The organism is Halolamina sp. (assembly GCF_036626355.1).
GTDB lineage: Archaea > Halobacteriota > Halobacteria > Halobacteriales > Haloferacaceae > Halolamina.
The window spans coordinates 13,440-38,148 of record NZ_JAZKRY010000005.1 but is presented as its reverse complement, the minus strand read 5'-3'; the positions used below and the strand labels follow the sequence as shown (position 1 = coordinate 38,148).

The 24,709-nt window shown below is 67.8% G+C and carries 23 protein-coding genes and 1 tRNA gene; 14 read left to right on the top strand and 10 right to left on the bottom strand.

What is annotated here, in order from left to right:
- Positions 1-30 precede the first annotated feature (30 nt).
- Positions 31-1,317: a protoporphyrinogen oxidase gene (hemG, locus tag V5A38_RS01570; RefSeq protein ID WP_332323990.1), complete on the bottom strand. Its 1,287-nt coding sequence runs from the start codon at positions 1,315-1,317 to the stop codon at positions 31-33.
- A 197-nt stretch (positions 1,318-1,514) separates the two neighbouring features.
- Between hemG and V5A38_RS01565 the strand changes: the two genes are divergently transcribed.
- Positions 1,515-2,711 (top strand): hypothetical protein, encoded by a 1,197-nt coding sequence (locus V5A38_RS01565; protein ID WP_332323989.1) that lies wholly within the window; start codon positions 1,515-1,517, stop codon positions 2,709-2,711.
- A gap of 69 nt (positions 2,712-2,780) precedes the next feature.
- Positions 2,781-3,401, top strand: a complete 621-nt coding sequence (locus V5A38_RS01560; RefSeq protein WP_332323988.1) for a phosphoribosyltransferase family protein — start codon at positions 2,781-2,783, stop codon at positions 3,399-3,401.
- Here the strand turns inward: V5A38_RS01560 and V5A38_RS01555 are convergent.
- The gene (locus tag V5A38_RS01555) at positions 3,398-4,735 is read right to left on the bottom strand and encodes an erythromycin esterase family protein (RefSeq protein WP_332323987.1); all 1,338 of its coding nucleotides are present in this window, start codon (positions 4,733-4,735) and stop codon (positions 3,398-3,400) included. The two genes, V5A38_RS01560 and V5A38_RS01555, sit on opposite strands and share 4 nt — an antisense overlap.
- Before the next feature lie 12 nt (positions 4,736-4,747).
- On the opposite strand from V5A38_RS01555, the gene V5A38_RS01550 reads away from it, so the two are divergent.
- Both V5A38_RS01550 and V5A38_RS01545 read left to right on the top strand, forming a co-directional pair.
- Positions 4,748-5,056: a hypothetical protein gene (locus V5A38_RS01550; RefSeq protein WP_332323986.1), complete on the top strand. Its 309-nt coding sequence runs from the start codon at positions 4,748-4,750 to the stop codon at positions 5,054-5,056.
- Positions 5,057-5,153: 97 nt separating this feature from the next.
- Positions 5,154-5,846 (top strand): hypothetical protein, encoded by a 693-nt coding sequence (locus tag V5A38_RS01545; RefSeq protein ID WP_332323985.1) that lies wholly within the window; start codon positions 5,154-5,156, stop codon positions 5,844-5,846.
- Between the two features lie 47 nt (positions 5,847-5,893).
- Here the strand turns inward: V5A38_RS01545 and V5A38_RS01540 are convergent, their stop codons facing one another.
- Positions 5,894-7,138, bottom strand: coding sequence for a M20/M25/M40 family metallo-hydrolase (locus V5A38_RS01540; protein WP_332323984.1), 1,245 nt, complete (start codon positions 7,136-7,138; stop codon positions 5,894-5,896).
- A 101-nt stretch (positions 7,139-7,239) separates the two neighbouring features.
- On the opposite strand from V5A38_RS01540, the gene V5A38_RS01535 reads away from it, so the two are divergent.
- Positions 7,240-7,313, top strand: a tRNA-Lys gene (locus V5A38_RS01535).
- Positions 7,314-7,554: 241 nt separating this feature from the next.
- Here V5A38_RS01535 and V5A38_RS01530 read toward each other — a convergent pair.
- Together V5A38_RS01530 and V5A38_RS01525 are read right to left on the bottom strand one after the other, a co-directional pair.
- Positions 7,555-8,592 (bottom strand): PAS domain-containing sensor histidine kinase, encoded by a 1,038-nt coding sequence (locus tag V5A38_RS01530; RefSeq protein WP_332323983.1) that lies wholly within the window; start codon positions 8,590-8,592, stop codon positions 7,555-7,557.
- 15 nt (positions 8,593-8,607) lie between these two features.
- Positions 8,608-9,105 carry a deoxyuridine 5'-triphosphate nucleotidohydrolase gene (locus tag V5A38_RS01525; RefSeq protein ID WP_332323982.1) on the bottom strand — a complete coding sequence of 166 codons (498 nt, stop codon included), beginning with the start codon at positions 9,103-9,105 and terminating at the stop codon, positions 8,608-8,610.
- Positions 9,106-9,210: 105 nt separating this feature from the next.
- Here V5A38_RS01525 and V5A38_RS01520 point away from each other — a divergent pair, with 105 nt between their 5' ends.
- From V5A38_RS01520 to V5A38_RS01495, 6 genes are all read left to right on the top strand, one after another.
- Complete coding sequence (locus V5A38_RS01520; protein WP_332323981.1) at positions 9,211-11,184, top strand: aconitate hydratase; 1,974 nt, start codon at positions 9,211-9,213, stop codon at positions 11,182-11,184.
- 127 nt (positions 11,185-11,311) lie between these two features.
- Positions 11,312-11,806, top strand: coding sequence for a ribosomal protein S18-alanine N-acetyltransferase (rimI, locus tag V5A38_RS01515; protein ID WP_332323980.1), 495 nt, complete (start codon positions 11,312-11,314; stop codon positions 11,804-11,806).
- 56 nt (positions 11,807-11,862) lie between these two features.
- On the top strand, positions 11,863-12,354 hold the full coding sequence (locus V5A38_RS01510) for a DUF5810 domain-containing protein (RefSeq protein ID WP_332323979.1): 492 nt from the start codon (positions 11,863-11,865) through the stop codon (positions 12,352-12,354).
- Positions 12,355-12,403: 49 nt separating this feature from the next.
- Positions 12,404-12,829, top strand: coding sequence for a DUF5809 family protein (locus V5A38_RS01505; RefSeq protein WP_332323978.1), 426 nt, complete (start codon positions 12,404-12,406; stop codon positions 12,827-12,829).
- Positions 12,830-12,873: 44 nt separating this feature from the next.
- Entirely contained in the window at positions 12,874-13,458 is a 585-nt protein-coding gene (locus V5A38_RS01500; RefSeq protein WP_332323977.1) for an NUDIX hydrolase, read from the top strand.
- Positions 13,459-13,522: 64 nt separating this feature from the next.
- On the top strand, positions 13,523-13,882 hold the full coding sequence (locus V5A38_RS01495) for a rhodanese-like domain-containing protein (RefSeq protein ID WP_332323976.1): 360 nt from the start codon (positions 13,523-13,525) through the stop codon (positions 13,880-13,882).
- A gap of 37 nt (positions 13,883-13,919) precedes the next feature.
- Here V5A38_RS01495 and V5A38_RS01490 read toward each other — a convergent pair whose 3' ends face one another.
- The 5 genes from V5A38_RS01490 to V5A38_RS01470 all read right to left on the bottom strand — a co-directional run bounded on the left by V5A38_RS01490 (position 13,920) and on the right by V5A38_RS01470 (position 19,518).
- Complete coding sequence (locus V5A38_RS01490; RefSeq protein ID WP_332323975.1) at positions 13,920-14,648, bottom strand: CARDB domain-containing protein; 729 nt, start codon at positions 14,646-14,648, stop codon at positions 13,920-13,922.
- A 78-nt stretch (positions 14,649-14,726) separates the two neighbouring features.
- A complete protein-coding gene (gene yciH, locus V5A38_RS01485) occupies positions 14,727-15,020 on the bottom strand; it encodes a stress response translation initiation inhibitor YciH (RefSeq protein WP_332323974.1) in 294 nt (97 codons plus the stop codon).
- Positions 15,021-15,128: 108 nt separating this feature from the next.
- Entirely contained in the window at positions 15,129-17,426 is a 2,298-nt protein-coding gene (locus tag V5A38_RS01480) for a transglutaminase domain-containing protein (protein ID WP_332323973.1), read from the bottom strand.
- Positions 17,423-18,517 carry a DUF58 domain-containing protein gene (locus V5A38_RS01475; protein WP_332323972.1) on the bottom strand — a complete coding sequence of 365 codons (1,095 nt, stop codon included), beginning with the start codon at positions 18,515-18,517 and terminating at the stop codon, positions 17,423-17,425. The genes V5A38_RS01480 and V5A38_RS01475 overlap by 4 nt, the downstream gene beginning before the upstream one ends.
- Positions 18,514-19,518, bottom strand: coding sequence for a MoxR family ATPase (locus V5A38_RS01470; protein WP_332323971.1), 1,005 nt, complete (start codon positions 19,516-19,518; stop codon positions 18,514-18,516). Before V5A38_RS01470 ends, V5A38_RS01475 begins: the two co-directional genes overlap by 4 nt.
- 243 nt (positions 19,519-19,761) lie before the next feature.
- Here V5A38_RS01470 and V5A38_RS01465 point away from each other — a divergent pair, with 243 nt between their 5' ends.
- Genes V5A38_RS01465 through V5A38_RS01455 form a run of 3 tightly spaced genes read left to right on the top strand, consistent with a single transcriptional unit; the run spans position 19,762 to position 24,696 of the window.
- Positions 19,762-22,239 (top strand): hypothetical protein, encoded by a 2,478-nt coding sequence (locus V5A38_RS01465; RefSeq protein WP_332323970.1) that lies wholly within the window; start codon positions 19,762-19,764, stop codon positions 22,237-22,239.
- 58 nt (positions 22,240-22,297) lie between these two features.
- Positions 22,298-23,506: a threonine synthase gene (locus V5A38_RS01460; RefSeq protein ID WP_332323969.1), complete on the top strand. Its 1,209-nt coding sequence runs from the start codon at positions 22,298-22,300 to the stop codon at positions 23,504-23,506.
- 41 nt (positions 23,507-23,547) lie between these two features.
- Entirely contained in the window at positions 23,548-24,696 is a 1,149-nt protein-coding gene (locus V5A38_RS01455; RefSeq protein WP_332323968.1) for an aminotransferase class V-fold PLP-dependent enzyme, read from the top strand.
- Positions 24,697-24,709 lie beyond the last annotated feature (13 nt).

Sequence of the window (24,709 nt, the reverse complement as noted above, 5' to 3'; positions counted from 1 at the left end):
CGGATAGGTTCCCTCACGAATATCTCTGGGTTAGCGTGGCTCGGACCCGTTGGCTGCAGCCTGACTTGCCCGCTCGGCCAGCTGTTTCGCCTCGCCGATTCGGCCCGGAATCCCCGCTCTCGACACGTAGTTTCCCGACAGCTGCACGCCAGTCGGTGTCTCGACCCGGTCGAGCGCGCTCCAGGACGTGTCGTAGGCCGGCATCCCCCGCCGGAGCCGGTGGACGTTGACGACACGCCCCGCTACTCCCGTGAGTTCCGAGAACTCGCGTCGGGCAGTTTCGCGTATCTCCGAGGTCGACCAGTCGACGAGCCCGGGTGTCCGTGCCCCGCCGAGGAACACCGTGTAGTGGTCGTCACGGTCGAAGAGATCGGCGTTGCAGGTCACACCGAGCGTCCGGAACGCCTCCTCGTACTGAACCTGGAACCCCGTTGCATCCATCGTCGTTTCGGGCACGAGATGGACCAGCGCCAGCGGGTTGTAGGTGAGCCGACGGAGCTCCGAGGCCGCCGCTGGAGCGATGGCGTCGAGCAGCGTTGCGGTGACATCTGCAGGCGTCGTCAGCACGACGCGGTCGACGATCCTCATGCCCGAGGCCGTCTCGAGTCCGAACCGGTCGTCGAGGTCCCGAACCGCCTCGACGGGCGTGTCGAGGTGGATTCGGTTGCGATGGCGCTCGTAGATCGCCCGCGGGAGCGCCTGCATCCCGCCGTCGAAGGACACGACCGGGGACGGGTCCGAGCGTCCGAGTTTCCCCCGCAGCGCTGCTGCGAGCAGACTTCGGTCGACGCCGTACGTGTCCAGCGCGCGGAGCAGCGAGTACTCCATCTCCATCTCGTCGGGGTGGGAGCCGTAGATGCCGCCGTAGAGCGGCCCGACGAGGTACTCGGCGGCTTCCGCCCCCAGCGTTCGCGTGAGGCTCTCCTCGACGGTTTCCCCGGCCCGGGGCGGGTCGGTCAGCGGCTCCAGCAGCAGCCGCAGTTTCCCCCGAACGGAGAGGAGGTCGGTCGCGACGGCATCCCCGATGCTGAAGGGAACGCGACGAAGCGCGCCGTCGCGATAAACGAACAGCGGGCCGTCGTCCGCTTCGCGTCTCTGGTCACCGATACCGAGCTCCCCGACGAGCGACGCAACCGGCGGGGAGAGCCGGGTTCGCTGTGGACCGAACTCGAGCGTTCGGCCGTCGACGGTACGGCTCCTGATAACGCCGCCCGGTTCGGCGGACGACTCGAAGACGACGCTCTCGGTCCCCCTCGGTGTCAGATACTGCTGTAGCGCCAGCCCGGTGAGCCCCGCGCCGACGATTCCGATCTTCATGGTGAGTGCCAGTGGTTCGCCGTCCGGTGACTACTACGCTCGGCCGAAGATGTTCTCCTCTCGGCGACCCGAACGTGTTCGGAGCCACGCACAGGTGCGGTCCCGGCAGGTGTCCGGACGATGCCCGGCGCTCCCGAGTCGGTTCAGTCCGGCCAGCAGCCCGAAACCGAATTACCGCTGGCGCTGAACACAGAGCCGTGACGACCGCCTCCGCGACGGTGTCTCGGTGGACGCGCCTGTTCGTGGTCGCGAGCCTCGTGTGGCTCGTCTGCTGGCAGGGTGCCGTCGTCGCGGGCGCCGGCCGAGGGGTTGCGGTCACGCTCGGGCTCTACGGCTTCGTGCTCCACATGGTGTTCGGCAAGGCGTACGCGCTCGTTCCCTCCTACTTCGACCGGAGCCTCGCTGTACCGCGGGCGCCGGCGCTCCATCTCCCCCTCGCCGTCGTCGGAACGGCTGCTATCGCGGCGGCGGCGGCTGGCGTCGTCCCGACACACTGGGCAACGATCGGCACCGGCTTCTGGGCGCTCGGCTGCGGCCTCTTCGTCGGCATCCTCGCGTGGAGCGTCCGCGACAACATCACCGGGCGGGAGACGGGAACCGTCGACGCGAAAGCTGACCGACGGGCCGTCGACCGCATCGCCAACGCGTTCGTTCCGGTGGCGTTGGGCTATCTCCTCGCCGCGGCGTTCCTGCCGGTTCTCGACGTAGTCGGTGCCCTCCCCGCCTCGCTTCCAGCCGGCGGCCCGCCGCTCTCGCATCTGTTCGCCGCCGGCACCGCCGCGCTGCTCGTGTTCGCCATCGGCTTCCGGCTGCTCCCACGCTTTCTCGTCGTCTCACCCCGGACACCGCTCGTCGGCACCGTGCTCGCGGCCGGCGCGGTTGGACCGCTTCTCCTGGTGTCGTCGTTCGGCGCGGGATGGCTGTTCCGCCTCGGCGCGAGCCTGGAAGCGGTCGCGTTGGTTGGCTTCGCGGTCGCGTACGCCGATATGTTCGGCCGGAGCGACCGGCGGCGCATCGGCCTCTATCTGTTGCTTGGGTCCAGCGCCGCCGCCGTCGCCGTCGCCGTTCTCGGGCTACATATGGCGTTTACCGGCCTTTCCCTGCCAGTCGCCGAGGCCCACGTCAGAGTCGCGCTGCTTGGCTTCCTCGGCCTGGCGGTGGCCGGCGTCAGCTACCAGTTCTACCCGCCGGGCATCGCCACGGTACCGGGTATCGACGACAGGACGGCCGCCCTCGCTGGGTGGCTGCTCGTCGCCGGCGTCGCAGTGGAGAGTATCGGACTGCTCGCGAGTGTGGAGAGCGCGAACCTCGCTGGCCGGTGGATAGCGCTTGCGGGTGCCGTCGTCCACGCGACAGTCGTCTTTTCGGTGTTCTGGGCGCGCTCGAATCGATAACGTTCGAGCGGTTCTCAGACCCTTGGAATCCCCCATATCGGTTTCACGCCGGCAGCCCAACACGAACACATGTTCGATAACCGAACGGATGCCGGTGAGCAGTTGGCCGAACGGCTCCACACGGAGGGGGTGCACGCGGATGTGGTTCTGGGAATCCCTCGCGGGGCGCTCCCAGTCGCCCGCCCAGTTGCGGACAGGCTGGACCTCCCGCTGGATATCGTCGCCGCGAAGAAGATGGGTGCGCCGAACAACCCCGAGTACGCCATCGGCGCGGCCGCCCCGGACGGCAGCGCCTGGCTCAACGACGAGGCTATCCAGCAACTCGACGTCTCGGATGCGTATCTCGAGTCGGCACGGGAGCAAGCAGCCGAGACCGCTCGTGAGAAAGAGGAGACGTACCGGGAAGGGCCGCCCGAGCCAATCGAGGGCCGGCGGGTCCTCCTCGTCGACGACGGCGTCGCGACCGGCGCGACGATGCTCGCGAGCATCCGCCGGCTGAAAAGTGGGGGTGCTGAGTCCATCATCGTCGCGGTGCCGGTGGGTCCGCCGTCGACGCTCGACCGCATTCGGCAGGAAGCTGACGAGGTCATCGCGCTCGAGGAGCCCGCACGGTTCGGTGCAGTCGGGCGGTTCTACCGGAACTTCGGGCAGGTGACCGACGAGGAGGCACAGGAGTATCTGACGACTTAGCGACCGAACGGGTAGAGTTCGGGCACCTGCTCGCGGTCCGGATGGAGGTCCAGCGGGTGGAGCGATCCTGACTCGTCGATATGGATGAAGGCGTCGTAGCGCTCGCGCAGCTCCGTCGGGACGTAGTTCCCCGACTCGAGTGAGGGGTGGTAGACCACGCCGATGGCTCGGTGCCCGCGCTCCTCGGCCAGCGCGTCGCCAGCCGCGATTCGGCCCGTGAACAGCAGGCGGTCCTCGCCGCCGGCCCGGTGAAACACGTCCTCGTAGCTCCCCTCCATCGCCTCGGGGACGCGCATTGACTCCATCTCGGCACCCCATTCGTCGGCCGCGATGACTGACCCGTGGTGGGAGCCGAAGCCGACGAGTGCGACCTCCTTGGGGGGGTAGCGTTCGCGCACGAGTTGGCCGATGTTCAGCCGGCCCCGCTGGGCCATATCGGTCGCGCGGGCGTCGCCGATATGGGTATTGTGCGCCCAGACGATGGCCGTGGCGTCGTCGCCGTGCTGCTCGATCAGGCGATCCAGGGTATCCGCCATGTGGCGGTCTCGGACGTTCCACGAGTTCCCACTCCCTGCAAGCGAGCGGTAGTACTCCTCGGCATTCCTGGCGACGCGCGCGTTCTGTTCGACGTTGAACTGCTCGTCAGGACTCTCGTCGCCGTCGTACGTCGGCGCCTCCTCTCGCAGGCGAGTCAGTACGTCGACCACCTCGTCCTCACAGGTTTCCGGGACGAGCCGGGTCGACCGGCCGTACTCCCGCGCGTCCTCGCCGTAGGGCTCGAAACAGCGGTACGCGTCCCGGGCGAACTCGACGGCTCCGGGGTCGGTCGCCTCGAGATGCTCGACGACAGCGTCCATCGACTCGAAGAGGCTGTAGACGTCGAGGCCGTAGAAGCCGGCGGGGTCGTCCTCGAACTCCCGGTTGTGGAGCGCGAGCCACTCGAAGAACTCGACGGTTTCCCAGTTGGCCCACATCCAGGTCGGCCAGCGAGTGAACGTTTCCAGCGCCTCGCGGACCGTCTTGGGCGCGTCGGGCCGCCCCTTCACGAACCGGTTCAGGATGTAACAGCTGGGCCAGTCACCCTCGACGGCGACGAAATCGAAACCGTGCTCCTCGATGAGCCGCGCCGAGAGCTGTGCGCGCCAGCGGTAGAACTCCGAGGTGCCGTGTGAGGCCTCGCCGAGCAGGACGAACTGTCGGTCGGCGAGGTAGTCGACGAGGCCGTCGAGGTCGCCGGGGCCGTCGAGCGGGCGCGAGCGCCCCTCGACCTCTTCGACAGCGTGCTCGATGGCCTCGGGCTCCTGCCACGCTGCTGGGTTCCCGCGGGGAGACATGGTGGCATAGATGTGTCGGCAGCAAGAAAGCTGTCGGGGGTCGAGAAGACCGAACCGCCGTGGAGAACCCGGTTCAAACCGCCGGTGACAGCAGCTCCACGATGTCGGCTGGAAGCTCTGCGGTTCGACCTCTCGGTTAGGAACGACGCTCTCGAGTATGTCCATACCGGTGGTGACGGAGGACTCGGCCGTGGCGTCGTCGACGCCGGCGCGGTCGATGAACTCGTCGCCGTCGAACTCTTCGGTGAGAATCTTCCCGAACTTTGCAGGGAGGTCGTGGGCGGTGTCGGTGGCTTCGCCCTCCGAGATGGACGTGCATAACGCTCGTGGCCGGTTCACAGCGGAACCGTCGGCTGCCGTGTACTGGCTTCGCCCACACGCGGGAGCCTTTTGCCTATCCGGAGCTAACTTGCCGGCAATGTCAGAACTCGATCCCGAGGGCCCGGATGACGCCGCCGACCAGGCGGCCACCACGGACCGCCGGGAGCGGGTGGGGGAGCCGGTCGTGCGGGCCGACCCCGAGATCACTGGGGAGCGCGCGAGCGACGCAGTCGACTTCGACCCGGACGACCCCGAGAGCGTCGACCTCGCCGCCGAGACGCTCCAGGCGTTCGTCGACTCCGAGAAGCTCGACGGCGACGACTCGGTCGCGATGTTGCGCGGCGCGGCAGCCTGTGCAGCGCTCGTGCGCGGGGTCGGCTCCTACCGCGCCGCCGCCGAGCGCGCTGGCGACGCGCCTATCTCGTTCATCCGCAAGTGGGCGCGGGTCCACGACCTGCCTCAGTCCGTCCGGCGCCACGTCGCCCGTGGGGATATCGCCCCCTCAGCGGCCAAACACATCGCCCGCGTCGAAGGGACCGAGCGCCTCGACCTCGCCTGGGCGACGCTCGACCACGACCTGACGGTTCGGGAGGTGCGCTCACTCGCGAGCGAGGTAGGAAGCGGGACGTCGGCGGCGGCGGCGCTACGAGAGTCAGGCGTCGAATCCGGATCGGTGGACCTCTCACTGTCTCAGGAGGCGTACCGAGAGCTTCGGCGTGAGGCGTCGATGCGCAACTGCGAACCTGGCGACGTGGTCACGGAGGCGCTCGAAGACCGCTACGCGGAGTAGGGCGTCGTCCAACCCAGTGTCGGGTTCAGTCAGTCACAGATGGGCGCTCAGGCCAGGAAGTTCCGCGCCGTCTCCGCGATGGTCTCCCGTGCCTGCTCAACCTGGTCCCAGTGTACCGTTTCGTCGGGGAAATGTGCCTGCTCGATACTCCCTGGGCCGAACACGACGGTCGGAATGCCCGCGGCAACGTAGTGGCGTGAGTCCGCGCCGTAGGTCGCCCCCCGTGGCTCGGTGTCGTCGATGCCTGTCTCACCCATCGCCCTCTGGAGGTCACGGACCACTCGCTCCTCGGCGTCGGTCTCGGCAGGTTCAAACTGGATGCTGAATCGCTCGAACGCCGGTACGTGCTCCGAGAGCCACTCGCTCTCCTCGACGACCTCGCCGAATCTCGCCTCGAACTGCGCTTCCACCTCGTCGACCGTCTCGCCTGGCACGACGCCGATGCGAATCTCAGCTGTCAGCGACGAGGGGACCGAGGAGGCCCAGTTGCCGGCGGTCACTGTCCCGAAGCAAACCGGCGCGGGAATGGGGAACTCCTGGTAGAGCGGGTGGCTGATGCTTGCAGTGCGTTCGCCCTCCAACTCGAGTAGCGCGGTTCGGATGGTCTCGAAATGCGGGAGCACATCCTCGCCGACCCAGCGGCTGGCGGCGTGGGCCGCCCGGCCCTGTATCTCCAGGCGCTTCATCACGGTGCCCTCCGTGGCGGTGACCGCCTGGAGTTCGGTGGGTTCGGCAACCAGCGCGGCGTCGCGCTCGAACGGATAGGGGTTCGAGAGCGCCGCGGCGGCGGCGCCGATGCCGCCTTCCTCCTCCCCGACGACCGCCTCGACGATGAGTCGGCCGTCCAGTCCGGCTTCTTCGGCGTCATCGGCGGCGTCGAGTGCGGCGAACACACATGCAGCGAGGGGCCCCTTCATGTCGACTGCGCCGCGGGCAGTGAGCGTCTCGCCGGAGTCGCTCTCGTCCCAGACAGCCTCGAACGGCGGCGAACTCCACGCGTCCTCGTCGGCCGGAACCACGTCGAGATGGCCGTTCAGGACGAGCGTCGGCCCGGCGTCGGCGTCGCCAACCTCGAGGACGCCTGCGACGCTTGGACGGTCGGCAACCTCGATGGCAGCCGGGTCGTCAGGGAACGAGGGGTGGTCGGCGAGTAGCTCGGCGTCGGCCAGCCATTCGTAGGTCTCGAACCCCAACTCCGACAGTCGGCTGCGGAACCACGCCGCAGCCGCGGCCTCCTGGCCGTCGGTGGTCTCGAACTCGATGAGCCGCTCGGTGAAACGACGGAGGTTCATGGTGACGGGTCGGGCTACGGTGCTTTAGCTTTCGGGGAAGCGGCCTGGGGCGCCGTGTTGGTTCTAAACGCTTATGGGGCGGCCGGAGTTAGAACAACTGCGGGCTGATAGCTCAGTTAGGGAGAGCGTCTGGCTTTTAACCAGACGGTCGGGGGTTCAAGTCCCTCTCAGCCCGCTTCTCCGGCGAACTACCTGAACCGTGAGAGGCGTCGCTGGAGGGCTTGAACCCTGGAAGTCGCGCGCAGCGAACCGAAGTGAGCGAGCACGTCTTCCTCCGGTTCAAGTCCCTCTCAGCCCGTAACCGACCGCCGAGCCACAGCGAGGCGTGTCGTTCGTCGTGAGAGAGACTCTGAATCAGGGAACGAAGCGAAGCGGAGTGACTGGGGTTCAACTCCCTCTCAGCCACAATCACCTCACTATCCCAGCTCGAACTCGACCCCATCATCACTCGCACGCCGGAACTCCAGCAGGATTAGACAGCCGCCGAGGTCGCTCTCGTCGATTGTGAGTTCGCCGCCGTACACGTCGAGCAGGCGGTCGACGAAGAAGAGCCCCAGCCCCTGTCCGTGTCGAACCGCCGACCCGCCGCGCTCGAGCACGCGGTCACGGCGCTCCGGCGGGATCCCTCGCCCGTCGTCACCGACCCGTAGCGTAATCGTCTCCTCGTCGGCCACGGTATCGATAGCGATGGTCGGTGTCGGCCCGGTGTGCTCGACGGCGTTCTCGACGATGTTCCGAACCGCCGAGGTGACCGTCTCGTCAGCCCGAATATGGAGGCCCGATGGGACGTCGACCTGGAGCGTCGCCGCCTCGGTGTCGACCGTGTTGATCGCCTGTTTCAGCGCGCCGGCGAGATCGACCGGGTAGAGCGTCGCCTCATCGTCGGTGACGAGATGCCGGCTGAACGCGCGGGCGGTCTGGCCGCGGTCGAGACTCCCTTTCGTCCGCTCTTTGGCCACCTCGATGGACTCCACGACGCGCTCGTTCGCTGCGAGCTCGGCGGCGGTCTCCAGATGGCCGAGAACGACGTTGGCGTCGTTCCGGAGGTTGTGTCTGAGCACGCGGTTCAGTACTCGCAGGCTCTCCTGGCGGTTGTGTCGGTTGGTGAGGTCGACGAAACCGAAGACAGCGCCGCGGCGCTCGCCGTCGACGTAGATGGGTGTGGCGGTCCCCGCAACCTGCAGCCGGCGGCCGTCTCCGGTACGGAGTTCGAACTCCTCACGCCAGTTCTTGCCGGCGGTGAGGCGGTCAGTCGCTGCTTCGAACACCGCTGGGTCCACGAACAGCTGCGCAGGGGTGGTGTTCAGGAGCGCCTCGTCCCCCCAGTCAAGCGTCTCGAGACAGGCGTCGTTGGCGTCGACGATGCGGAACGCGTCGTCGGTGATGAGGTTCGCACCGGTGGCTGCCGCGAACGCCTCTCGGTAGAGCGCCGGGTCGACAGGGCGGTCAGCCATCGTCGGATGTGTGGCTCACGGTGTGTTCTCCCCTTGATAGCTCCCGCCGTACGTCCCCTCGTGTTCGGCTCCGGAGAGCACGAACTGGCCGATGCGGGCGCCCTGTTCGATCTCGATTTCGTGGTGGACCTGCAGTAACCCCTCGCCGCGCCCCTCGTAGCCGGCGTCCCAGACAGCAGTGTTGAGCGTACAGGCGTTGCGAAGCAGCGTCGAGCGCGGGAGCACGAAGCCGACGTGCTCCTCCGGGACACACAGCACCTCGCCGTAGCGGACGATGTAGCCGCCCGGGGGGAGTCGGTAGGTGGGTGGGTCGTCGCCCACCGGGTCGACCTCGGCGCGGTCGCCGATGGATTTCCCGTCGCGGCCGACATGGCCGGCGGACTGCTGCTCGAAGACACGCTCGACGGTGAGATCGACACCGTTGGGTTGGATGGCTACGGCTGGAAGCGGGGCTTCGGTGCCGGTCCCCGCAGCCTCGATAGCTGCCGCGACGGCCCGGCCGGAACGGAACATATCGCGGGGGAGCGCCTGGGTGGGCTTAACGGTGGCGGAGTCGGCGATGGCGTCGGACGGCTTCTCGCCGGATTTATATCTCAGCCGAGCGCATCTTCGGACGATATGGGAAAGACAATCACGGAGAAAATCCTCGACGATCATCTCGCTGAGGGTGAGCTTGAACCCGGCGAGGAAATCGGGATCGAGATCGACCAGGTACTTGCACAGGACACGACCGGCACGATGGTCTGGCTCCAGTTCGAGGCGCTCGACCTGGACGAGGTCCAGACCGAGCTTGCGGCCCAGTACTGCGACCACCAGACCTACCAGTTCGACTTCAAGAACACGGACGACCACCGGTTCCTCCGGTCTGCCGCGGGGACGTTCGGCGCGCATTTCTCTCGTCCCGGCAACGGTATCTGTCACAACGTCCACAAGGAGAACTTTGCCGCGCCCGGCAAGACGCTGCTGGGCTCGGACTCCCACACGCCGACACCCGGCGGGCTCGGTGAGCTGGCCATCGGCGCCGGCGGCCTCGACATCGCCGTCGCCATGGGGGGCGGCGCCTACTACGTCGAGATGCCCGAAGTCGTCAGCATCCGGCTCGAAGGTGAGCTGGGCGAGTGGGCGACCGCGAAAGACGTCATTCTGGAGCTGCTGCGGCGCCTGAGCGTGAAAGGCGGCGTCGGCAAGGTGTTCGAGTACACCGGCCCGGGCGTGGAGACGCTCTCGGTGCCCGAGCGGACCACCATCACGAACATGGGGACCGAACTCGGCGCCACCTCCTCGATCTTCCCGACCGACGAGAAGACGGAGGACTGGCTCGACCGCGTCGGCCGCTCCGACGAGTACGTCGACCTCCAGCCCGACGAGGACGCCGAGTACGCCGACGAAATCGTCGTCGACCTCTCGGAGCTCGAACCGCTCATCGCCAAACCCTCGATGCCGGACAACGTCGTCCCCGTGCGCGAGGTCGCCGGCGAGACCGTCGAACAGGTGATGGTCGGCTCCTGTACGAACGGCGCCTACGAGGACATCCTCCCGGCCGCGAAGATGCTCGAGGGCCGCGAGGTCAACAAGAAGACGGAGATGATCATCGCACCCGCGAGCAAGCAGGCCTCCGAGATGCTCGCCCGCGAGGGCTGGACGGCCGAGCTGATGGCCGCCGGCGTCAACTTCTCGGAGGCGACCTGTGGCGCCTGTATCGGTATCGGTCACGTCCCGGGTAGCGACACGGTGTCGCTCCGGACGTTCAACCGCAACTTCGAGGGTCGCTCGGGCATCGAGGACGACTCGGTGTTCCTCTGCTCCCCGGAGGTTGCCACCGCGGCGGCGATCAAAGGTGAAATCATCGACCCGCGTGATCTGGCCGACGAGCTGGGCGACCTCGAGGACCCCGGTTTCGAGATGGGGACGGGCTACGACCGCGAGGACGCCGACCTCATCGCCCCCGATGAGGCCGTCGACGACGAACTCATCAAGGGGCCCAACATCGGCGACGTGCCGCTGAAGGACGCTCTCGACCCGGACCTGGAGGGCGAGGTGCTGCTCCGGATGGGCGACAACATCACGACCGACCACATCATCCCGGCCACGTCGGATATCCTGAAGTTCCGCTCCAACGTGCCGAAGCTCTCGGAGTTCACGCTCTCGCGTGTCGACGAGACGTTCGCCCAGCGCGCGCTGGACGCCGACGGTGGCTTCCTCGTCGCCGGCGAGAACTACGGCCAGGGCTCCTCGCGAGAACACGCGGCGCTCTGTCCGATGTACCTCGGTATCGAGGGCGTGCTCGCGCGCAGTTTCGCCCGCATCCACAAGGCGAACCTGTTCAACTTCGGGCTCGTCCCCCTCACCATCGAGGAGGACGATTACGAGAACATCCAGCAGGGCGACGAGATCGAGATCATCGACGACGTTGGCAAGGGCGTGCGCTCGGGCCAGACCGAGTTCACCTACCGCGTCAACGACGAGTGGGAGGGGACCGCCCACCTCGACGCCTCCGAGCGCGAGCGCGAGATTCTCGCCGCCGGCGGGAAGCTCGCCTGGACCCGCCAGCAGTACGACTCTGGAAGTGGCGCCGCGCCGGCAGACGACTGAACGGCGTTTCGCCGCAATCAGCCGCTCTCCCGAACCGGCTCGTCGACTCATCCGATCTCCACCGTTTTCAGTTTCCGCGTATTACGTGGCCGCATCGTTTATGAGCACAACTGCGTTACTGTTCGCTATGACCTCCGCCCCCGACACGTCCGGCGTGGAGGGACTCACCATCCGGCAGGCCGAGCGGGCGGACCTCCTCGCGGTGTTCCGCATCGAGAAAGCGGTCTTCCCACAGCCGTGGCCGTTCGCCTCCTTCGAGCAGTTCGTCGGCGAATCGGGCTTTCTGGTCGCCGTCCGGGACGACGCCGTCGTCGGCTACGCGGTCGCAGACGTCACCCCGAACCACGGCCGGGATATCGGTCATCTGAAGGATATCGCGGTCCACCCGAGCGTCCAGGGCGAGGGTATCGGCCGGGCGCTGCTGGAGCGGGTGCTGCTCACGCTCTCCGTCGAGAGTGCCCACGTGGTGAAACTCGAAGTCCGGGAGAGCAACCAGCCAGCCCAGTCGCTCTACGACGACGTGGGGTTCGAGGCGGTTCGCCGTGTCCCGGGCTACTACGACGACGGCGAGGACGCCTACGTGATGTTGCTCGAGCTCACCGACTGGCGCCCAGGCGAGTAGCACGACCGGTCGGGCGCGAACGCTCCTGTTTTGACGCTCCGGCCGAACGGGTGGGTATGGGCTACAGCTGTCCGGTCTGTGAGACGCCCCAGCACGACAGCGAGCATCTGGCGAACCATCTCGCCATGACGGCGATGCTCCACGAGGACGACCACGAGGCGTGGCTGGACGACCATGTCGACGGGTGGGCGGAGCTCACTCCGCCGGCGCTGGGCAAGCGTGTCGTCGACGCCGCCGAGGAGGTCGACTACGACGAGGCGGCAGTCGAGCAGGCGGATATCCCCGAGGAGTTCCGCGGCGACCAGGCGGACGCAAGTCACGAGGGTGGCCATCAGCACGACCGCGGTGGCGTCCCGGAGGTCGGTGGCGTCGACGAGTCGGCGATTCAGGGTGCCGACTCCCTCGACGAGGAGACCGAGGAGGTGCTCGCGGAAGCCCGAGAACTCACCAAGGAGCGCCGCGAACAGGCTGCTGAGGGGGCGGAAGAGGGAGAAACTGACGACGAGATTGGCGAAGCGGGCGGTACAGACCCAGACGCCGAGGAGTGACCCGACGCCGCACCGTCACCGGTAAACCGCTCCCCGCGAATCACTAACTATGCGAACGGAAGGCGTCTTTTCACCGGAGACAGAGGCTGGGGCACGCGAGGCGTTCGAGAGTGTCGGCCCCGCCGCTCAGGTTGTCGTGCGCGAGACGGCGAAGGCGATGGAGTTCGACCGTGAGGAGTACGACGAGCGCATCACCGGCGAGGTGGTCGAAACCGCCCGGGAAGCGCTGTTCGCGTCGCTGCTGACGGTCCACGTCGGTTCAGTCGAGGAGTGGGAGGCGTGGCAGGACGACCACCCGTCCTACGACGTCCACCGCAACGGCTCCGAACACGTCGACAACGTCGTCTGGCACGTCGTGCCCTTCGCCGAGACGGCCGTCGCAGCGACGTACCAGCAGAAGGAGGAGGCGGCGATCGGCACCCTCCGCCGGCAGGCGTTCGGCCGGATCTACGACGACCTGCTGAAGGGGGCCTAACGTCGCCCGGAAACGGTTAACTCCCCGCCGACGAGAGCATCGCTGTGAGCGACAGCTATCCACCCGACGACGGTCGCCGCCACGCACGGATCGGCGACCCACACCCCGACTGGCCCGTCATCGAGAGCGTCCCGGAGTACGAGACGAGCTGGTTCGTCGGCGGCTACGACCTGGTCGAACAGCCCGACGGCAGCCGGAAGCGCTACTACTGGGCCGAACTCCCAACCGCCGTCGTCGTCACCGCCGTCACTGACGACGACGTCCTGTTCGTCGAGCAGTATCGTCCGACGATTCGCCACGAACAGCTGGAACTCCCGGCTGGGATCGTCGACGAGGGGGAATCGTTCACCACGGCGGCCGAACGCGAACTCCGCGAGGAGACCGGCTTCGCCGCCTCCTCGCTCTCGTTGCTGGCCGAGGTGTGGGTCGCGACGGGGCTGCTCAGGCACAAGCGCGCCTACGTGTTCGCGGAGGGGCTGGAACCCGCCCAGCAGGATCTGGACGAGAACGAGTTCCTCACGCCGCGGGCGATTCACATCGACGAGGCGATACCCGCCGTCCGTTCGCGGCCGACGAACGAGGCGACATTGCAGGGGCTGACCCTCGCGAAGGAGGAGGGGCTGCTGTAGCGTCGTCGCCCAACGGCTCGGCCGCCAGCAACGGGCTTAACCTCCGGACAACGCTACGTCGGCCATGGACGGCGAAATCTCGACTGCGGAGCTCCGGGAGCGACTCGACGGGGCGTCGGAACCGACGGTGGTAGACATCCGCCAGCCGCCGGCGTTCCGCCGGGGCCACATCCCCGGGAGCGTCAACATCCCGTTCCGACAGCTCCCGGACCGGGTGGCGGAGGTCGCCGACGCCGACCACATCGTGACCGTCTGTCCCCACGGCAAATCTAGCGTGCAGGCGGCCAAACTCGTCGCCTCCAACGAGGGGGCGGGCGACGCCACCGTCCAGAGCATGGCCGGCGGGCTGCGCGAGTGGGACGGCGAGATCGACCGCGCGTTCGAGGACGCCGAGGCCGACGAGGGGCCCGAGGCGCCGTTCTGAGTGGTTCCCCCTCGCGGTTGAGAGAGCACCTGCGGCGCTACTCGGTCGAGAACAGCCGCGAGAGCCTACCGAGCAGGGCGACCGCGGCGATAGCCGCCGCCGCGCCGAAGCCAGGGACGGGAACGCTGCTCGGGGACGGCTCGGTCTCGGTCGTTACCTGCACCGTCGCCGACCGGTCGCCGACGCCGATGCGGTGCTCGCCAATCTCGGGCTGTGTCAGCGTGGCCGAGACAGTCGTGCGCTCGCCCGGCGCGAGGCTCACGGTTCGCTCCGCGACTGTCTCGCCGCTCCGGGTGAAGACCACGGTTCGGTCGCCGGGGACGTTGTCGGTGTTCTCGACGGTCGCGGTGGCAGTCACCGTCCCGTTGCGCTCGACCGTCTCGCGGTCGAGTTCGAGCGCCGTCACCGTCGGCCTCGCCGGCTCTCGTACGCGCACGTCCACGCGCTTACCGGCTACGGCGACGGTGTAGGTCCCGGTGACGGTCGCCCGGCTCTCGAGGCGCACCGTCAGCTCGGTCACCTCGCTGGGGAGCTCGAACGTCTGAACGACGCCGACGGAGCCGGGCTCGTCGGGCGTGAGCGAGAGCGCGGTGTCGACGGCGATCGTCGGCGATGCCGCCGTACTGGTCGCTGTGGACGGCGCGTCATCGAGCGACGTGCCCCCGGTTGCCGGCGCGGTAGCGGGGCTGGCGGCGACCGCGGCCCCGGGGACGACGCTTATCAGGACGAGGAGGACGAGAACGACTGCGGGGGCTGTTCGGGCCACAGCGGTAGCTCGTGGCGAGACGGTTTAGTTCCGGCGTGGGGAGCCAGCGGGCGGGTGAACGTCCGCCGACGAAGGAGGTCAGGCCACGTTGAAGCCTTTTTCGCGGAGGAAATCCTCCACGCGGCCGCTGTGGTTCCCCTGGAGTTCGATAGAGCCGTCTTCGACGGTGCCCCCACACGCGAACTTGGACTTCAGGTCCGAAGACAGGCTGTCCATATCCACGTCTTTGGGGTCGAACCCTTGGATGACCGTTACCTCCTTGCCGTACCTGCGCTCGTCGATGCGGATACTGATCTGCTGAGACTCCTTTGCGACGTCCTCACAGACGCAGAGCTCCTCAGGCAGCCCGCACGTCGAGCAGACTTCACCCATTACGAACAGAAAATAGCCGCCACAACTACAAAACAGTACCGGGCGACGCCAGCAAGTGTGAACGACGACTCGGGGAAGGGCTCAACCGGTGGCCGCTTCGCTGATCCCTTACCGACGGAGCCGCCCCAGGAGCGGCGTCGTCTCCGCGACCAGCCCGTTGACGGCGGAGATTGCGGTCTCAGCATCCTCCGCTGTGGCACTGCCGCCGTAATGGGCCTGTTCGTAGAGCCGAGCGATCCGCGGCACCCGTTCGTCGTCGATGACCAGCCGGTCGACGTAGTCGCTCACGGTCTCGCCGCGGCGTCGCGCCCCGTAGCGGCTCGTAAGCAGCATCTCCAGTCGGTCGTATGCGCGCTCCACATCCTCGACGGGCGCCGACCGCGGCTGGTGGCGCAACCAGATGAACTGGTAGAGCCGCTGGTCGAGCCCGAACCGGCGGCTGGCGGCGACGCTCCCGAGCAGGAAGGCGAAGCCGTAGCCCAACTGCTCCCGGCTGGGAAGCGTCCCGCCGTCGGCCTGCTCGACCCCGTCCTCGCCGGCTGCCGGAGTGAAATCACCGAGTTCCTCCCCAGTTTCCCCCGGTCCGAGGAGTCCGGCGTCGGGCGTGCCACCCACCCCGACACTGCTATTAACTGAGCCGTTGGCCGCCGTCTCCGTGTCCGTGGTGGTCCCGCTGTCCGCCGGCGTCCAGTCTCCGGGTCCGCTTTCGGTGGTGTCGACGCCCTCCGCCTCGTTACCGCGGGCCTCAGCGAGTCGCTGGCCCTCGGCGACGTTCCGTGCGCCGCCCGGCGTCGGGTCGAACGCGACCCAGCCGACCTCGGGGAAGTAGACCTCGACCCACGCGTGGGCGTCGAGTCCGCGGACGACCCACTTGTCCTCGGCAACCCGCTCACCGGAGGTGTAGCCCGTGACGAACCTGGCGGGGACCCCCTGGGTGCGCAGCATCGTCACCATCGTCGTCGCGTAGTAGGTGCAGTAGCCGGCGTCCATCTCGAAGAGGAACGAGTCGGCGATGTTCCCCTCCGGCTGGCGGACGTTGAGCGAGTAGCGCTTCTCCGCCTCCAGATACTGCTCGATTGCGACGGCGGCCTCGTAGGGCGTGTTCGCGTCTTCGACGACCTGATCAGTGCGTTCGGCCACCCGGTCGGGCGTGCTGTCCGGGAGGCCGAGATAGCGGTTCTCGATCCGGTCGGGGTAGTCAGTGCCAGCGTTCTGTAGCTCGGGAGTGCTGTACTGGGCTACCTCGCTGACGACGGTGTAGGACTCGCCTTCGCTGATGGCCGTCGCCGCGCGGAGGCCGTCCTGCTCGGTCACCTGCGTCGCCCGCGCGACGCTCCCCTCGACGGCGACCGGTTTCCACGCCGCGGGCATGGAGTTCAGCGGCGTCTTGGCGGTCACCGTCTGCTCGACACGGCGGCTATCCCCCGGCGGCCCTGCGAGGGGGCCGTCGTACTGGGTAGCTTCGCCGGTCCGTACCCAGCCGTTGCCGGTGTAGCGGTCGTAGCTCCCGACTTTCCAGTACTCCTCCTGTTCGGACTCGATGGTGAACCGCACCTCCGGCGACAGTCGGATTGAGCCGACGATTCCGACGCTCTCCTGGTTATCGACGAGATTCGACTCCAGCGTCGGCGTGCTGTCGCCGATGAACGCGGGTCGGGCGGCGCCGCCGGGTACGAGCGAAACCGACGCCGAGAGCACTACCATGACGGTGATGACGAGTACAACGGTGTCCCACTGGATCGAGAGCGCGCCCCGCGGTGCGAGCTCTGCCAGCCCGACAGCCATCGCCGCGCCGACGACGCCGGCGAGCGTCGTCGCCATGCCGGCGTCGCCGGTAAAGATGAACAGCCCGAGCACGCTCCCACCGACGAGCACGCTCAACGGGTAGCGCCCGCGCAGCGCCAGCAGCCACGAGCCAAGCAGCGGCGCCGGCAGCACCGCGAACACCCAGACATCCGCCTGGACCAGCCGGAACACCGAGAGCCCGGTGAGCAGCGCGAGCAGGTCCCTGAGTACGGTTCCGACGTTCACGAGCGCCCGCTGGCTCTCGGGGATGGAGAAGTAGTAGATGGTGAGCCCGACCGTGAGCACGACCGCGCTGCCGATCAGCGCCCGTTTGGCGTCGAACCGGCCCGCGACGGCGGCGCCCACACCGAGCACGACCAGGATTTCGGCCACCAGGAACCCGGTCCCGCCGACCACGTCGATGACATGAAAGAGCACCTGGAGATACGCGAGCGTCAGAAGGGTGACGCCGAGCATCGCCGGGGTAGCGACTGCTTCGCGCAGTGACCAGGACCGGTCCTTGGGCAGCAACCGCTCTAGGGAGCCCGTTAGGGCCTCATCCAGGCTCTGCCCGCCGGACGGCTGGTTCGGCGCCCCGCCGCCGGGTCCGCGACCGCTCATGCGTTCACCTCCACGGTACCCCTGGTGACGGTCGGTACCGCGTCACTGTCGCGCTCCAGCAGTTCGGTGAACCGATACTCGGTCTCGCCGACCTCGATGGTCGCCTCCTCGCCCCGCCCGTGGATTCGCACGTCGGCCTCGGGGTCGGGGAGCCGTCCGGCCTTGGCTGTTGCGAGCGTCCGGAGCAGCGCGAGTTCGCCCCCGCGCTCCGGTCCCACACTTACCTCCCCGCGCGGGAGCGCCACGTCGACGGGGATATCCTCGTCGACCAGTGTGAGTGCGACGCTCGCGGTTGCCTCAGCCATCCGGTCTGCGCCGTCGACATTCGCGCCGGCGGCAATCGTGACCGCTTCGGCCTCGGCCTCGGCGGCGAACTCCTTGACGACGAGTTTGTCGCGCTTCGCGGTCGTCCGCCAGTGGATATCCCGGAGCGGGTCGCCGGGATGATACTCGCGGAGCTCCTCGAACTGATCTCGCTGCTCACTCCGGCCGTACTCCCGGAGTCTGCGGAGCGATTCCCGGCTCCAGGATCGGAGGAAGTGGACCTGGGGGTAGACCAGGACGGAGCCCGTCTCCCGAATGTGGATGCCGGTCTCCATCAGCCCGAACACGTCCGTCGCTGTCACCGTTGCCGGACCGAGCTCCCGCTCACCTCGCTGCTCGTAGCGCACGCGGTAGCTGAGTGACTCATTGCCCACTGCGGTCTGAAACTGGGCCTCGGTCGACCCGTCGAGGTTCTCGCGGACGGTGTACTCCGAAACGTCCTCGCCTTCGTCACCAGGCGGCACGATACGGAGGCCATCACCCACGTACTCACTGACGGTGCCGATGAACGGGCGGCGAAGCTCCTCGCCATCACGGTCGGTGAAGGCGATTTCGGCGGTCCGCACCTCGCCGACGTGGGCATCGGCCGGCGGCTCACGCACGATCGCGAGGTCGGGAAGCCGCGTCACTTGGACGTACGCCGCAGCCAATAGTACGACCGCGGGCACGACGACGGCGTTGAGCGACCGAGACCCGAACAGGAGTGCCAGCAGGAACCCCCCGATAGCGATGACCGCGACGCCCTTGCCGCGGTTCGTGAGGCTCATTCGACACTGACGGCGGAGAGCGCCGCCTCCAATACCTCCTCACCCGTTTGGCTGCCGGTTTTCGGTCGGATACGGTGCCCGAACACGGTCGGGGCCTCTCTCTGTACGTCGTCGGGGGTGACGTAATCGCGGCCGTCGAGCAACGCTCGGACCTGTGCAGTTCGCGCGAGCGCGATGCTCCCGCGCGGGCTCACCCCGAGCTGTGCGTGGTCGCGAGTGTAGTCGGCCAGCCGGCTGATGTACGAGCGAACGGGCTCGCGTACCTCGACCCGCGTCGCAGTCTCGCGTGCGCGCCGGAGCTCCCAGCCGTCGGTGACGGGCGTTAACTCCTCGATCGGGTGGTGGCCGGCGGTGCGCCCGATGATTTCGGACTCGTCCTCGGTGGAGGGGTAGCCCAGCCGGAGCTTCTTGGCGAAGCGGTCGATTTCGGCCATCGGCAGCTCGTAGGTCCGACCGATCTCCACGTCGTTCTGGGTGGCGATGACCACGAAGGGCTCGGGCAGCCTCCGCGTGTCGCCGTCGACGGTTACCTGCTTCTCCTCCATCGCTTCCAACAGCGCACTCTGGGTTTTCGGCGGCGCGCGGTTGATCTCGTCGCCGAGCACGACGTTCGCGAAGATGGGGCCGGGCTGGAACTCGAACTCCCGGCTCTGGCGGTTGAACACGTTCGTCCCGGTGACGTCAGCGGGGAGCAGATCCGGCGTGAACTGCACACGCCGGAACGAAACGTCGACTGACGTCGCGACCGAGCGGGCAAGCATCGTCTTCCCCGTTCCAGGAACGTCCTCGAGCAGGACGTGGCCACCCGCCAGCGACGCGACGAGGACGTGCTCGATCTTCCCCCGCTTGCCGACGATGACCCGCTCGACGTTGTCGACGATGTCATCGACCACCTCTGCCGCCGCCTCGATTGGCAGTGGCTCTGGGTCGGTCTGTTCAGGCGGCGTGCCGGTGACCCTATCCGTGTCCGGGGCCGCTTCAGTGGAGCCCGAATCAGTCATTTCGTGAGTGCCTTCCTGCTCCGGTAGTGGTCGGTGCGAGCCGTCGATCGCACATTAGTTGCGTGGAGGTCGTTCACAAGCAGCGTAAGAGACGCGTTCACGTAACTCTGCCGCCGACGGCACACCCGGTTGTCTGCCGTCTCGCAACCCTCTCGGTGGGTGAAGAATCAAGACTATGGGTGTTAGTACCCCGCGAAATTAAGTTACTCCCCGGCTAACTCGGGGTATCTACGTGGATTCGAGATGAACGCACCAACACAGGGCGGGTTCGTCGTTCAAGCGATCGAGGGGCTCCGGGAGCTCTTCGCCGACGAATCGGTCGCCGACGATCGAGCGAGCTACGCGCCGGTGCTGGCGCGGCGGCTGTTCGGCGATGCGCTCGGCTACGACGATATCGCCTACAGCCAACGGGAGGACTGGGCGGAAGTCAGTTTCGTCGACGAGGCGGGCCGGCCCGCAGTCGTGCTGACCGCGACTGACGCTGGCCAGGATATTCGGGCCGCCCGCCATCGCGCGTTCAGCGCGGCGAGGGACGAACCGACGGTCCGCTATCTGGTCGCCACGAACCGCAACGAACTCGTCTGCTACGCCCGTTGTGACTCGGACCATCCCGACGCCGCCCCCCGTGACGGGATCACCGCCTGCCCGCTCACCGAGATCGATCTCCGCGACGCAATCGAGCGCTCGCACGGGCGCTCGCTTGCGGAGGCGCTCACTCCCGGCCAGCAGCTCTCCATCGCCAAACTTACTGCCCTCCGACGAAGCGCCGTCTCCGGCGACGATGGCACGACCCCGTCGAGCGAACTCACTCTCGGCGATCTGCGCGAGGGGAACCAGACCGGCCAGGACACAACGGCCGAGGATCTCTGTGAGACGCTAACCGCGACGCTGACGGAGACGCTCGTTCCGGCCGTCGAAGGCGCGTTCGACCACCTCTCTCGACGCATTCAGGAGTTCGCCGACCAGGAGGCCACGCTGACCGAGCGTATCGAGGAGGCGAAAGCTGACGGCGACGAGGCCACAGTCACGACCCGCCGCGCCGACCTGTTCGAACTCCGCGAGACGTACGCGACCGCCCGCCGACTCGAAGCCGGCTTCGCCCGCTGGAGCCGGGTGAGCCCGGACGCGCAGGACGAGTCGACGTTCTGTGCCGAATCCGCCGCCGTCGCACTTGACACACTGCTGCTCGCTGGCGTCGCAGCCGACCGTGGGCTGGCCGGCGATTTCGACGACTACCGGGTGTTCTGGGAGGAGCACGCCGAACACGCCGAACGGGACGCGGGGGACCTCGTGCGGGCGGTTCGCGAGGAACTCGCCGGCGTCAGCGAGGACGCCACCGACGACGGCACGTTCGCCTGGGTGTTCGAGGCCGACATCGGCGATGCCTTCGACGAGGCGGTTACAGCGCTCTCGTCGGTCGACGTCGGCGACCTCGACGTGACCGACCTGACCGACGCCTTCGACAGCCACCTTGGCACCGACGGGCGCGCAGTCCGGGGTTCGACCCGACCGGCGACAGCTGGCCTCCTGCTCGACCGGGCAGGGTACACCGATAACGCACGCATAACCGGCGAGGGCGTCGACCTGCTCGATCCCGCGTGTGGTGACGGGAGCGTCCTCGTGGGCGCCGCCGACCGCTTGCTCGCCCGACTCGACCGCACCGATGCGTCGCCTGCCGAGGCACTCGCCACTGTCCGCAATCGGCTCCACGGGCTCGATATCCACCCCTACTCGGTCCATCTTTCGGAGGCCAGACTGCTGCTCCGAACTATCGACGTGCACGCCGACGCCGCCGTCGAGGACAGCAGCTTCTCGCTGGGTCGGTTCTCGGTCCACCGAACGGACGCACTCCGGGACGACCAGGGCACCGGCGTCGCCAGCGAGAGTCGGCGCGGACAGCGCCGGGAGGCGGCAGCAGCGATGAAACAGCGCTCCGGCTTCGGCTTCGTTGTCGGCGACGTGCCGACGACGAACCGGTCGGCACTCACGGATGGGCCGGCGCTTGCAGCGTACGACGAGTATGGCAACGCTGCGGGCGACTACGACCTCTCGACCGTCTTTCTCGACCGTGCAGCCGACTGGTTGGCCCCGGGCGGACGGCTTTCGCTCGCGGTCGATGGCGACCTGCTGGCGTCCTCAGCGGCAGCAGGCGCGCGGACCCAACTCGCCGACAAGTTCCGGCTGCGCGAACTCGTCGACTTCGACACCGGGAGCGGGTCGACGCCGCTGTTCGTCGCCGCCGAGCGCCGCTCGTCCAATGGTCGGGAAGGCGACGAGATGGGTGCGGATACCGAGTTCACCTACGCCCGCGTGACGCCGACGTTCCTCGACCTGGTTCGGGAAGGACTGGTCCGACCGGACGAGGCGGGCAACGCGCGGCCGGCTGAGTTGGTCGGGCGCTGTCTCCCCGACCAGGCCGGCGGCTCACCCCCGCCGATGGAGACGGTGCTGGTCGAACTGGACCTGATCTGTGACGCGACTGTTAACGGCTCGGCACCCGTCGAAGTCGAGTCGGTCGAGACCGAGGCGCTCGTGGACGGTGACTGGTCGTTCGCCGCGAGAGCGTCGGTCGAGGACCAGCAGTCGGACAGAAACGCGGAACTGGAGACGGACGCGGCGGAAGCGGCGGAGCCGGAGCTCTCGCCACTGGACGGGCGCACAGAGGACGAGGCATCGGTTGGGCGGCCTCAGGCCCCGCTCGACAGCTGGACGGAGGAGTAGGCACCCCCGCTTTGCCGGAGAGCACAACGCATTAGGAGTGCGCCACAGAGCACCCGCTATGCAGACCACCGAGGCGTTCGCCGGACTCGACTGCGTTGACTGTGGGGACCGATTCGACGCCGAGACGGCGACGCACAACTGCCCCAACTGCGGCGGCATTCTCGACCCGGCGTACGACTACGACCGGATCGACCTCACCCGCGAGGAAATCGAGGCCGAGCCGTTCGATTCGCTCTGGCGCTACGACGCGCTGCTCCCCTTCCCCCGCGAGGCAGCCGTCTCGCTCGGCGAGGGCGCGACGCCGCTGGTCGAGTGTCCCGCGCTCGCCGAGGCGATGGGTGTGGGCGAGGTCTACTTCAAAGACGAAGGTCACAACCCGACCGGGACGTTCAAGGACCGCGGCCAGACCGGTGCGCTGACCGCGGCAGCCCAGCACGGCGCGGAGACGGTGGCGCTCAACACCGCGGGCAACGCCGGACAGTCCTCGGCGGCCTACGCAGCCCGAGCGGGGATGGATAGTCACGTCTGGCTCCCGGAGCGCGCTGGCTACACCCAGAAGGCGATGGTGGAGGTCCACGGCGGCGAACTCCACGTCACGGAAGGGGAGATCACTGACGCCGGCGCGGCCTACGCTGAGCGGATGGAAGACGAGGACTGGTACTCCGCCAAGACGTTCGTCACGCCCTACCGGCACGAGACGAAGAAGTCGATGGTGTACGAGAGCATCGAGCAGCTCGACTGGGAGGTGCCCGACGCAGTGGTCTATCCGACCGGCGGCGGCGTCGGGCTCGTCGGCATGCACAAGGGCGCAAAGGAGTTCCGCGAGCTCGGCCTCATCGACGAGCTCCCCGGGATGTACGCCGCGCAAGCGGAGGGGTGTGCCCCCGTCGTCCGCGCCTGGGAGGAAGGCAAATCCATCCACGAAGCCTGGGGCGGAGAGAACATCACGACGGTCCTCAACGGCATCGCCGTCCCCGACCCCGGCGCGAGCCCGCTGATTCTCGACGCGCTGGAGGAGAGTGGCGGCGGCGCTGTCGCTGCGGAGGATGAGGCCATCCTCGACGCCGCAATCGAGGTGGCTCAGACCGAAGGACTGGAGATGGGCGCAACGTGTGCGGTCGCGGCCGCAGGCGCCTTCGACCTGGCTGCGGACGGCGAACTCGGCGAGGACGACACGGTCGTCCTGCTGAACACGGGCGCGGGGAACAAAGACGTGGACACGCTCCGCAGCCACCTCGGCGAGCGGCAGTTCGAGGCCGAGGAGTAGGCAGGACGCAGCTTTAACAGTCGGCCCCCGGAACGTGGGCCATGGGAATCGACGTCGACGCCTGGCGAGAGCGGATTCCTGCCATCAGCGAGCACGGCCGCGTCCACCTGAACAACTGCTCGGCTTCACCGCTCCCCGAGCGGGGGCGGGAAGCCAGACGCGAGTGCGAACGGGTCTGGATCGAGGAGCCAAACCCCTGGGAGACGTGGCTCGCCAAGGTCGACGAGGCCAAGGAGCGATTCGCGGGCCTCATCAACGCCGACACCGACGAAATCGCGGTGGTCTCCTGTGCGACAGAGGCGCTCTCGCAGGTCGCAAGCGCGCTTTCCTACGACGAGCGCGACCAGGTGGTCACCACCGACCTGGAGTTCCCGACCGTCCCGCAGTTCTTCCGCGCCCAGGAACGCAAGCGCGGTGCCGACCTCCAGGTTGTGTCGGCGGCGGACGGGCGCCGCGTCGGCGTCAACGCCTACGCCGAAGCCATCTCCGAGCGGACGAAGCTGGTCTGTACCGCTCACGCCCACTCTTTCACCGGTGGACTGATCGATGCGGGTGGCGTCGCCGATGCGGTCCACGAGGACGGTGGCTACCTCTTTCTCGACGCCTACCAGTCCATCGGGGTGGTCCCGATCGACGTGGCGGCCCAGAACATCGACATGCTGACTGCCGGGACGCTGAAGTTCCTGCTTGGCGGCCCAGGCATCGCTTTCCTCTACGTCGACGACGACGTGGTGGCGGAACTCGAACCGGCGAACCTGGGCTGGTTCGGCGTCGACGACGTGTTTGGCTTCGAAACCGAGGCGCCCGAGTACGCCCCCGGCGCCCGGCGCTTCGAGATGGGGACGCCCCCGGCCCCGAACGCCTACCAGGCCAGCGCCGGGATGAGCGTCATCGAGGAGGTCGGCGTCGACAGCATCCGGGAGCGCGTCCTCGAGCGGACGGCCGAACTACTCGTCGGCGCCGAGGAGCGCGGCTTCGCCGTCCGCACGCCCCGGACGGACGCCCACCGTGGCGCCGTGGTCAACGTCCAGGTCGCAGAGCCGGCGGCCGCGGCCGAGTCGTTACTTGCCGACGGCATCTGCGTCAGCACCAGAGCGGGTGGTGTCCGCTTCTCGCCGCATTTCTACACAACCGAGGCGGACGTGGTGACGGCCCTCGACGCGCTGGCGGCGGTCGCGACTCCGGTCTGAAGTGGTACCGGAC